The organism is Halomonas sp. 25-S5, from assembly GCF_029889845.1.
In the GTDB taxonomy this organism is placed as follows: Bacteria; Pseudomonadota; Gammaproteobacteria; order Pseudomonadales; family Halomonadaceae; genus Halomonas.
In genome coordinates this window covers 127,934-135,731 of record NZ_JARANV010000008.1, presented here as the reverse complement: position 1 = coordinate 135,731, position 7,798 = coordinate 127,934, and the positions used below count along the sequence as shown (strand labels likewise).

Genomic DNA, 7,798 nt, shown 5'->3' with positions numbered 1-7,798 from the left:
GGGGCCGCGTCGTTGTTTAAACGCCCCTGGTCAGGTCAGGGCCCCCCCTTTCGCGGGGGGGCCGCCGCGCCCGCCCCCGATTCCGCTTCCAATCAGTTGTTGACCAGCTTGCACTGGCTCTCGGAGAGCGGCCGGTAGGCCTCCTCGGCGGGAATGGTGGCGAGAATCTCGTAGACGTCCCACTCACCGGTGGACGCCTCCGGGGACTTCACCTGGGCCAGGTACATGTCGTGGACCATGCGGCCATCCTCGCGGATGCGGCCGTTGCGAGAGAAGAAGTCGTTGACCGGCGTCTCGGCCATCTTCGCCTTGACGGTCATGGGGTCGTCTGTGCCGACCTCGGCCATGGCATTCAGGTAGTGCATGGTGCTGGAGTAGATGCCGGCCTGGACCATGGTCGGCATCCTGCCCACCCGCTCGAAGTAGCGCTCGGACCACTCGCGGGCCTGCTCATCCATGTCCCAGTACCAACCGGTGGTGAGCAGCAGCCCCTGGGTCGCCTCGAGGCCCATGGCGTGGACGTCGTTGAGGAAGATCAGCAGGCCGGCGAGCTGCTGGCCGGACTGGGTCAGGCCGAACTGGCTGGCGGTGGTGATGGCGTTGACGGTGTCGGCACCGGCGTTGGCCAGGCCGACGATCTTGGCGCCGGAGCCCTGAGCCTGGAGGATATAGGACGAGAAGTCGTTGGTCGGGAACGGATGGCGGATGGTGTCGACGATGGTGCCGCCGTTGTCTTCCACCACCTTGGTCACGTCGCCCTCAAGGGCATGACCGAAGGCATAGTCGGCGGTGAGCATGAACCAGGTGTCGCCACCCTGCTCCACCACCGCCTTGGCGGTGCCGTTGGCCAGCGGGTAGGTATCGTAGACCCAGTGGATGTGATTGGGGGTGCAGTGCTCGTTGGTGATGCTGGAGGCCGCAGAGCCGGAGACGATGCCCAGGCCGTTGTTCTCCTCGAGCACCTTGGTCACGGCGATGGTCACCGAGGAAGCGACCAGGCCGGCGACCAGGTCGACGTTGCGTTGGTCGATCCAGCCGCGCACGGTATTGGCGCCCACGTCGGCGCTATTGCGGTCATCGGCGCTGAAGACCTCGATCGGGGCACCGTTCACCTCGCCACCGACGTCCTCCACGGCCATTTCCAGCGCGGCCAGGCCGCCCGGCCCCGCCAGGTCGCGGTAGGTGCCGGACATGTCAGCCAGGTAGCCGATGCGTACCTCGTTGTCGCTCATCTGTGCCTGAGCGCCACTGGCCATCAGGGTGGCGGCGGCGAGGGCGATGCTGCTGGCAAGCGTCTTTCGGTTGAAGGTCATGGTGTCATCTCCGTGGCCCCGGGAGGGGCTGCTTGTTGTTGTCGATGCGAGTTGCATTGCGGTGGATGAACTGCGGGAGGACGGCAAGCCGTCATACCCCCAGCAGGGAGTTGAGGTGTTCGCGCCGCGAGGGCAGCTCGGCGGCACTGATCTGTTCGATGATGCGGCCGTGCTCCATCACGAAGTGGCGGTCGGCCAGCGGCGCGGCGAAGCGGAAGTTCTGCTCCACCAGCACGATGGTCATGCCGCGCTCCTTGAGCTTGACCAGCACCTCGCCCAGCGCCTGGACGATGACCGGCGCCAGCCCCTCGGTGATCTCGTCGAGCAGCAACATGCGGGCGCCGGTGCGCAGGATGCGCGCCATGGCCAGCATCTGCTGCTCACCGCCGGAGAGCCGGGTGCCCTGGCTGCGCCGCCGCTCGTAGAGGTTGGGGAACATCGCGTATATCTCGTCGATCCCCATCCCGCCGCTGCGCACCGTGGGCGGCAGCAGCAGGTTCTCCTCGACGTCGAGGCTCGAGAAGATGCCGCGCTCCTCGGGGCAGTAGCCGATGCCCAGCCGCGGGATGCGGTGCGGCTTCATGGCCAGGGTCTCGGTGCCGTTGATGACGATCGACCCGGTGCGGTGGCCGACCATGTTCATGATCGCCTTGAGGGTGGTGCTGCGCCCGGCGCCGTTGCGCCCCAGCAGCGTCACCAGCTCGCCGCGCCTCACGTCGAAGTCGACGCCGTGGAGGATGTGCGACTCGCCGTAGAAGGCGTGCAGGTCGCTGACCCGCAGCATCTCGGCGCCGTCCAGGTCGTGGTATTCGGTGACGTTCTCGGCTGCCTGGCTCATGCGCTGGCCTCCTCTTCCGCCGCGGCATCGCTGCCCATGTAGGCCTCGCGCACCTGGGGATCGCGGGAGACGGTCGGGTAGTCGCCCTCGGCCAGCACGCTGCCGCGGGCCAGCACGGTGATGCGGTCGCACAGCCGGCTGACCACGCTGAGGTTGTGCTCCACCATCAGCACGGTGCGGCCCGTCGAGACCCGGCGGATCAGCTCGACGATGCGGTCGACATCCTCGGCGCCCATGCCCTGGGTGGGCTCGTCGAGCAGCATCACCGTGGGATCCAGCGCCAGGGTGGTCGCCACCTCCAGCGCCCGCTTGCGCCCGTAGGGCATCTCCACGGTGAGCACGTCGGCGTACTCCTTGAGGCCGACCTCGTCGAGCAGCTCGATGGCCCGCTCATTCAGGTGCTCGAGGCTCTTCTCGGACTTCCAGAAGTGAAAGGAGGTGCCGAGGCGGCGCTGCAGCGCCACGCGCACGTTCTCCATGGCGGTCATGTGGGCGAACACCGCCGAGATCTGGAAGGAGCGCACCAGGCCGAGCCGGGCGATCTCGTTGGCCCGCATGTTGGTGATCGGCTTGCCGCGATAGAGGATCTCGCCGCGGGTGGGCGGCAGGAACTTGGTGAGCAGGTTGAAGACGGTGGTCTTGCCGGCCCCGTTGGGGCCGATCAGGGCATGGATGTGCCCTTCCCGGACCTGCAGGTTGACGTCGTCCACGGCGGTGAAGCCGCGGAATTCCTTGGTCAACCCGCGAGTTTCCAGTATGAACTCCTGGGTCATGGTGGGTCCTCTCTGGATCGCTCGGGCGATCCGCCATGAATGCTATTGTCGTTATTGTCGGCCGTTATCATTGTCGTGACGGTTCCGGTATCGAGAGCCCGGATGACACTTTACGTTAACGTAAGCTAGAGGACTGGCCGCGGCACGGCAACAGGAGAAGCGTCGAACTCGACCAATGGTGTAGACGCCCGCGTGATCAATAGTTTGCAAACAATCTCAGGTAAAAAAAGCGCGATGCCCCTGGCGGGGCATCGCGCCTGCTCTGGCTCGAGGCCGATGCTGCCGGGCGGCCGTCAGCACTCGATGGCATTGACGGCCAGGCCGCCGCGGGAGGTCTCCTTGTACTTCTCCTGCATGTCGGCGCCGGTGTCGCGCATGGTGCGGATCACGTGGTCCAGGGAGACGAAGTGCTCGCCGTCACCGCGCAGGGCCATGCGTGCGGCATTGATGGCCTTGACCGAGGCGATGGCGTTGCGCTCGATGCAAGGCACCTGCACCAGGCCGCCTATCGGGTCGCAGGTCAGCCCCAGGTTGTGCTCCAGGCCGATCTCCGCGGCATTCTCGACTTGGCCCACGCTGCCGCCCATCACCTCGGCGAGGCCGGCGGCTGCCATGGCGCAGGCCGAGCCGACCTCGCCCTGGCAGCCAACCTCGGCGCCGGAGATGGAGGCATTCTTCTTGCACAGGATACCCACGGCCCCGGCGGTGAGGAGGAAGTCCACCACCTCCCGCTCGCAGGCCTCGGGCTGGAACTTCATGTAGTAGTGCAGCACCGCCGGGATGATCCCCGCCGCCCCGTTGGTGGGGGCGGTGACCATGCGCCCACCGGCGGCATTCTCCTCGTTCACCGCCAGGGCGAAGACGTTGACCCAGTCCATGGCCGAGAAGGTCGAAGCGATCAGGCTGTCATCGCCGTCCATGGCGAGCAGTCGCCGGTGCAGCGAGGCCGCCCGGCGCCGGACCTCGAGCCCGCCGGGCAGAACGCCCTCGGCGGCGAGCCCGGTCTGCACGCAGGCCTGCATGGCCTGCCAGATCTTCCACAGGCCGGTGCGCACCTCGGCCTCGCTGCGCCAGGCCTTCTCGTTCTCCAGCATCAGCTCGCTGATGCGTAGCTCGTGCATACGGCACAGCGCCATCAGCTCGGCGGCGGAATGGAAATCATAGGGCAGCGCCGTGGTGTCGCTGTCCAACTCACCGGAGCGCGCCTGGGCCTCGTCGACCACGAAGCCGCCCCCCACGGAGTAGTAGACGTTGCGATAGAGCGTGTCACCGTGCCCGTGGGCGACCAGGGTCAGGGCGTTGGGATGGTACGCCAGGCTCTCGTCATGCCACTGCAGGTCCTGGGTCCAGTGGAAGGGGATCGCCTGGTGGCCGTCGAGCTGCAGGGTCCGAGACGCGAGCAGTGCCTCGACGCGCGGGGCGACGATGGACGGGTCGATATGCGACGGATGCTCGCCCATCAGTCCCATCACCACCGCCCGATCGGTGCCATGGCCCTTGCCGGTGGCGGAGAGCGAGCCATGCAGGTGAATCTCGAGGCGCGTCACGCGCTCCAGCAGGTCGCGACGCTTCAGCACCTGGACGAACTCGTGAGACGCCGCCATCGGCCCCACGGTGTGGGAGCTCGAGGGCCCGATGCCGATCTTGAACAGGTCGAAGACGCTGATTGCCATGGAAGAACCTCACGTGACTGACGGGGTGGCCGGGGCGGAGCGTCGCAGCCTCCTGGTTCAGCACTACTGAACGTTGCTGGCCTTGGATTGACGTAGGCTCTATGCTGATGCGGCATTGCCCCGGCGGCAAACCAGAATATCTCGCCCACAGTATAGCCCAGCTAAACCATGAGCCGACTCCTGCACGCCCAGACCCACGCCTGGCTGAAGGTCTTCGCCATCAGCGCCCGCCACCTCTCCTTCACCCGGGCGGCGGAGGAGCTGCATGTCACCACCGGCGCGGTAAGCCAACAGATCAAGCAGCTGGAGGAACGGCTGGGTTTCAAGCTGTTCCGTCGCCTGCCCCGGCGACTGGAATTGACCGAGGAGGGGCGACGACTGGCCGCGGTGGTGGACGAGGCCTACCAGGCCGTGGGCCTGGAGGTGCGGCGGCTGCGCAGCGGGGTGATGAGCGGGGTGATCCGGCTGCGCTCGGTGCCCTCCTTCCTGCACAAGTGGCTGATGCCGCGCCTGCCGCGGCTGCAGGCGCGCTTTCCCGACATCGAACTGCATGTCAGGGCCGAGGACAGCAGCCTCTCGCTGCGCGATGGTGACTTCGACCTGGCCCTCGACCTCAATGACGGCCACGCCCCGGGACTCGCCATCACGCCACTGATGGAGGAGCACATCTTCCCGGTCTGCGCCCCTGCCCTGCTGCGGGGCCGCCCTTCCCTTCGCCACCCCACGGATCTGGCTTGGTATCCGCTGCTGCACGACGTCACCGCCTGGCGCGGCAGCCACGAGCATGCCGAGTGGGAGCACTACCTGGAGGCCATCGAGGCCCCGCCCCTCAACCTGCGCCGCGGCTACACCTTCAACCGCAACCACCTGACCATGGAGGCGGCCATCGCCGGCATGGGGGTCGCCATCGCCCGCCAGACCCTCATCCGCGGTGAACTGGAGAGCGGCGCCCTGATCGCCCCCTTCGCGCAGCGGGTGCCCACTGGCATGCACTACGGCATCGTGCATGCCCCGGGCGCGCTGGATGATCGCCGGGTGGCCGCCGTGCATGACTGGATCGTCGAGGAGGCGCGCCGTGCGGCAGGAACACACCCGGCGTGATGTCACGAGCGCCGTCGAGAAGGTAGCGCAACGCAACAAGCCCCGCAGGCGATACCTGCGGGGCTTGTCGTTCGGGAGGGGCACAATGCCCACCCCATCCTTATCTTTTCTTGCGGTTACTCGTCGAGGAAGGAACGCAACGGTTCGGAGCGACTGGGGTGGCGCAGCTTACGCAGCGCCTTGGCCTCGATCTGGCGGATCCGCTCGCGGGTGACATCGAATTGCTTGCCGACCTCCTCGAGGGTGTGGTCGGTGTTCATGTCGATGCCGAAACGCATGCGCAGCACCTTGGCCTCGCGGGCGGTAAGCCCACCGAGCACGTTGCGGGTGGCCTCGATCAGCCCCTCGCCGGTCGCCGAGTCGATGGGCAGCAGGATGGTGCCGTCCTCGATGAAGTCGCCCAGGTGCGAATCGTCATCGTCACCGATGGGCGTCTCCATGGAGATCGGTTCCTTGGCGATCTTGAGCACCTTGCGCACCTTGTCCTCGGGCATCTCGAGGCGCTCGCCAAGCTCTTCCGGGGTCGGCTCGCGACCCATCTCCTGCAGCATCTGGCGGGAGACGCGATTGAGCTTGTTGATGGTCTCGATCATGTGCACCGGGATGCGGATAGTGCGCGCCTGGTCGGCGATCGAGCGAGTGATCGCCTGGCGAATCCACCAAGTGGCGTAAGTCGAGAACTTGTAGCCGCGACGGTATTCGAACTTGTCCACCGCCTTCATCAGGCCGATATTACCTTCCTGGATCAGATCCAGGAACTGCAGGCCGCGGTTGGTGTACTTCTTGGCGATGGAGATCACCAGGCGCAGGTTGGCCTCGACCATCTCTTTCTTGGCCCGGCGCGCCTTGGCCTCACCGATGGAGAGCCGGCGGTTGACCTCCTTGATCTCGGACACCGGAAGCTGGATCATCTCCTCCTCGAAGGCAATCTTGCGCTGGGCACGCTGGATATCGCCGCGCAGCGGCGCCAAGCGTGCCGCGTACTTCGGGTTGGCGGCGCTGAACTCGTCGAGCCACTCGGGGCTCGACTCGCTGCCCGGGAAGGCCTTGATGAAGGTCTTGCGTGGCACCTTCGCCTTCTTCACGCACAGCTGCATGACCACCTTTTCCTGGGCGCGCACCTGCTCGACGCCGATGCGTACCTGCCCCACCAGGCGCTCGAAGTGCTTGGGCACCAGCTTGATCGGCGAGAACAACTGGGCGAGACGCGCCAGCTCCTCTTGGGCCTCCTTCGCTCTGCGTCCGTGGGCCTCGATGGCGGCCTGTGCCGCGGCGTTCTGCCCGCGGATCTGCTCGAAGCGCGCCCGGGCCTCCTCGGGGTCGGGGCCGCCAGTCGTCTCCTCCTCCTCGGCCTCGGCATCCTCGTCGTCGCCATCGGCCTCGTCACGGGGCTCTTCCTCTGGCACCTCCGCCTCGGCCACGCCGGGAATCCCCTCGTCGGGATCGATGAAGCCTGAGAAGAGATCCGAGAGGCGCCCGGGGACCTCCTCGTCCTGGGTGGCATCATAGGCATTGAGGATGGAATCCACGGCACCGGGCAGGTAGGCCAGCGCCGACATCACCTCGCGGGTGCCCTCCTCGATCCGCTTGGCGATCTCGATCTCGCCCTCGCGGGTCAGCAGCTCCACCGTCCCCATCTCGCGCATGTACATGCGCACGGGGTCGGTGGTGCGGCCAACGTCGCTCTCCACGGCCGCGAGAGCGGCGACGGCCTCTTCGGCGGCCGACTCGTCCGTGGAATGATCCGACATCATCAGGGTGTCTTCATCGGGGGCTTCCTCGACGACACTAATGCCCATGTCGTTGATCATGCCGATGATGTCTTCCACCTGATCCGGGTCGGCGATATCCTCGGGAAGGTGGTCGTTGACCTCGGCATAGGTCAGGAAGCCCTGTTCCTTGCCGCGCGCGATCAACTCCTTCAGACGTGACTGCTGCTGCGCATTTCCAGCCATAGAAACCCTATCTCGACGAAGAAGAATGAAGCACCTGAAGCACTTGAGGCGGTGAAAACTCGATAAGCCGAACAGTATAGCGGGTGAAACCACCTTTCTGCCAGTTCGGTGTATTTGCGCAGTCATTCAGGTGTGTTAGGTTGTC

Annotated in this window: 6 protein-coding genes; 1 reads left to right on the top strand and 5 read right to left on the bottom strand. The window is 66.1% G+C overall.

Going from position 1 to position 7,798, the window contains the following annotated elements:
* Positions 1-92: 92 nt before the first annotated feature.
* The 4 genes from OP498_RS08285 to OP498_RS08270 all read right to left on the bottom strand — a co-directional run bounded on the left by OP498_RS08285 (position 93) and on the right by OP498_RS08270 (position 4,597).
* Entirely contained in the window at positions 93-1,313 is a 1,221-nt protein-coding gene (locus tag OP498_RS08285) for an ABC transporter substrate-binding protein (protein WP_280546033.1), read from the bottom strand.
* Positions 1,314-1,404: 91 nt separating this feature from the next.
* Positions 1,405-2,151, bottom strand: coding sequence for an ABC transporter ATP-binding protein (locus OP498_RS08280; RefSeq protein WP_280546034.1), 747 nt, complete (start codon positions 2,149-2,151; stop codon positions 1,405-1,407).
* Positions 2,148-2,924 (bottom strand): ABC transporter ATP-binding protein, encoded by a 777-nt coding sequence (locus tag OP498_RS08275; protein WP_280546035.1) that lies wholly within the window; start codon positions 2,922-2,924, stop codon positions 2,148-2,150. Before OP498_RS08275 ends, OP498_RS08280 begins: the two co-directional genes overlap by 4 nt.
* A gap of 293 nt (positions 2,925-3,217) precedes the next feature.
* Positions 3,218-4,597 carry an L-serine ammonia-lyase gene (locus OP498_RS08270; RefSeq protein WP_280546036.1) on the bottom strand — a complete coding sequence of 460 codons (1,380 nt, stop codon included), beginning with the start codon at positions 4,595-4,597 and terminating at the stop codon, positions 3,218-3,220.
* 168 nt (positions 4,598-4,765) lie between these two features.
* Between OP498_RS08270 and OP498_RS08265 the strand changes: the two genes are divergently transcribed.
* Complete coding sequence (locus OP498_RS08265; protein ID WP_280546037.1) at positions 4,766-5,698, top strand: LysR substrate-binding domain-containing protein; 933 nt, start codon at positions 4,766-4,768, stop codon at positions 5,696-5,698.
* 116 nt (positions 5,699-5,814) lie between these two features.
* Here OP498_RS08265 and rpoD read toward each other — a convergent pair whose 3' ends face one another.
* On the bottom strand, positions 5,815-7,653 hold the full coding sequence (gene rpoD / locus OP498_RS08260; protein WP_280546038.1) for an RNA polymerase sigma factor RpoD: 1,839 nt from the start codon (positions 7,651-7,653) through the stop codon (positions 5,815-5,817).
* Between the last annotated feature and the right edge of the window lie 145 nt (positions 7,654-7,798).

What these genes read in the sequence shown, in the direction of transcription:
- OP498_RS08265 (WP_280546037.1), top strand. Translation starts at nt 4,766, where the DNA reads ATGAGCCGACTCCTGCACGCCCAGACCCACGCCTGGCTGAAGGTCTTC.
- OP498_RS08270 (WP_280546036.1), bottom strand. Translation starts at nt 4,597, where the DNA reads ATGGCAATCAGCGTCTTCGACCTGTTCAAGATCGGCATCGGGCCCTCG.
- OP498_RS08275 (WP_280546035.1), bottom strand. Translation starts at nt 2,924, where the DNA reads ATGACCCAGGAGTTCATACTGGAAACTCGCGGGTTGACCAAGGAATTC.
- OP498_RS08285 (WP_280546033.1), bottom strand. Translation starts at nt 1,313, where the DNA reads ATGACCTTCAACCGAAAGACGCTTGCCAGCAGCATCGCCCTCGCCGCC.
- OP498_RS08280 (WP_280546034.1), bottom strand. Translation starts at nt 2,151, where the DNA reads ATGAGCCAGGCAGCCGAGAACGTCACCGAATACCACGACCTGGACGGC.
- rpoD (WP_280546038.1), bottom strand. Translation starts at nt 7,653, where the DNA reads ATGGCTGGAAATGCGCAGCAGCAGTCACGTCTGAAGGAGTTGATCGCG.